General features: G+C 62.9%; 2 protein-coding genes. Both read right to left on the bottom strand.

Features of this window, described 5'->3' with window-relative positions; all coding sequences use genetic code 11:
• Positions 1–30 precede the first annotated feature (30 nt).
• The gene (locus IU459_RS37185; protein ID WP_195134259.1) at positions 31–954 is read right to left on the bottom strand and encodes an IS3 family transposase; all 924 of its coding nucleotides are present in this window, start codon (positions 952–954) and stop codon (positions 31–33) included.
• Positions 954–1328, bottom strand: a complete 375-nt coding sequence (locus IU459_RS37180) for a transposase (RefSeq protein WP_195134258.1) — start codon at positions 1326–1328, stop codon at positions 954–956. The genes IU459_RS37185 and IU459_RS37180 overlap by 1 nt, the downstream gene beginning before the upstream one ends.
• Positions 1329–1346: the final 18 nt, after the last annotated feature.

Below are 1346 nucleotides of genomic sequence, written 5' to 3'. Positions count from 1 at the left end.
TGAGGTTCACCCCGAATGGTGGACAGGGTTTCAAGCAGCCTTGGCTGCGTCTGTCAGGGATTGCTCGTAGCGTATGGGGCTGAGCATCCCGAGGGCGGAGTGCCGCCGATCATGGTTGTATCTGTGGATCCAATTGTCAACCGAGGCAACGAGTTCAGCTTTGGTGGCGTAGACGTGCCGGTAATACGATTCGTGTTTGAAGGTCGACCAGAACGATTCGGCGGGACTGTTGTCCCAACAGATTCCGGTATCACCCATCGACCGTTTCAACCCGTGACGGCGGCAGGCGTTCACTGTCAATCCCGCGGTGAACTCGCCCCCGCGATCGGAATGCAGCACGGTCCCGGCCACCGGATGCCCGCGCACTGCTACGGCCTGCTCGATCGCCTGGCACACCACGTCGGAACCGATGTGATCGGCTATGACGTGGGCGAGCACGCGGCGGGAATGCCCGTCCCGGATCGCACACAGGTACATGTCGCCCTCACCGCAGGTCAGATACGTGAAATCGGTCGTCCAGACCGCGTCCAGGCGGCCCTGGTCGAAGTCACGGCGCACCAGATCCGGCGGGAACGACGCCGCCGGATCGACCACGGTCGTTCTCACCTTGAAGGTGCGTGGACTGATGCCCTCGATCCCGATCCGCGCCATGATCGCCGCGACGGTCTTGGCACTCACCGTCTCACCACGCGCGCGTAACTCGGCGGTGATCCGCGGAGACCCGTACGTACGATCGGACTCGGCGTACACGTCCAAGATCTTCACCGTCAGATCGGCACGCCGCTGCTGACGCGGCGTCGGAACCGTTGCCGCCCTGCGCTTCACATGCACGTAGTAGCCCGACACCGACACACCGAGCAGGCGTGCCATCCGTCGGATCGAGAACCGTTGTCCCTCGGGTTTGCCGGTGCCCGCGGTTCCGGCGATGTCGTCGGGGCCGGCGTACTTCGCCATCAGATCGAACCGGGCCGGTTGTTCTGCATCGCGGCAAAGTACGCCGAAGCTTTTGCCAGGAACGCGTTGTCCTTCTCCAGCTCCGACACCTGTCTACGTAAACGCAGCAACTCGGCCCGCTCAGCCGCGTCCAGAGGTTTCTCGCCCCCGACCTCGGCCGCGGCGATCCTGCGCCGCTCGTCCTTGACCCACGTACTCAACACAGTCTCGTGAATACCGAGCTCACGCGCGACCACCGCGATCGGACGACCGGAATCGATCACACGGTGAGCAGCCTCAACCTTGTACTCGGCCGTAAACGACCGACGCTTGCGAGGAGGCATAACGAACATCCTTACCAGCAGAACCAACGATCCTGCTAACTCGGTGTCCACTCCTCGGGGTGAACCTCA

This window comes from Nocardia amamiensis (genome assembly GCF_015477605.1).
Classification (GTDB): domain Bacteria; phylum Actinomycetota; class Actinomycetes; order Mycobacteriales; family Mycobacteriaceae; genus Nocardia; species Nocardia amamiensis_A.
Note: the sequence above shows the minus strand (reverse complement) of the source record. Positions and strands in the feature narration are given on the sequence as shown.

Bases quoted from the DNA above. Each gene is read 5' to 3' on its own strand.
- IU459_RS37185 (WP_195134259.1), bottom strand. From the start codon at position 954: ATGGCGAAGTACGCCGGCCCCGACGACATCGCCGGAACCGCGGGCACC.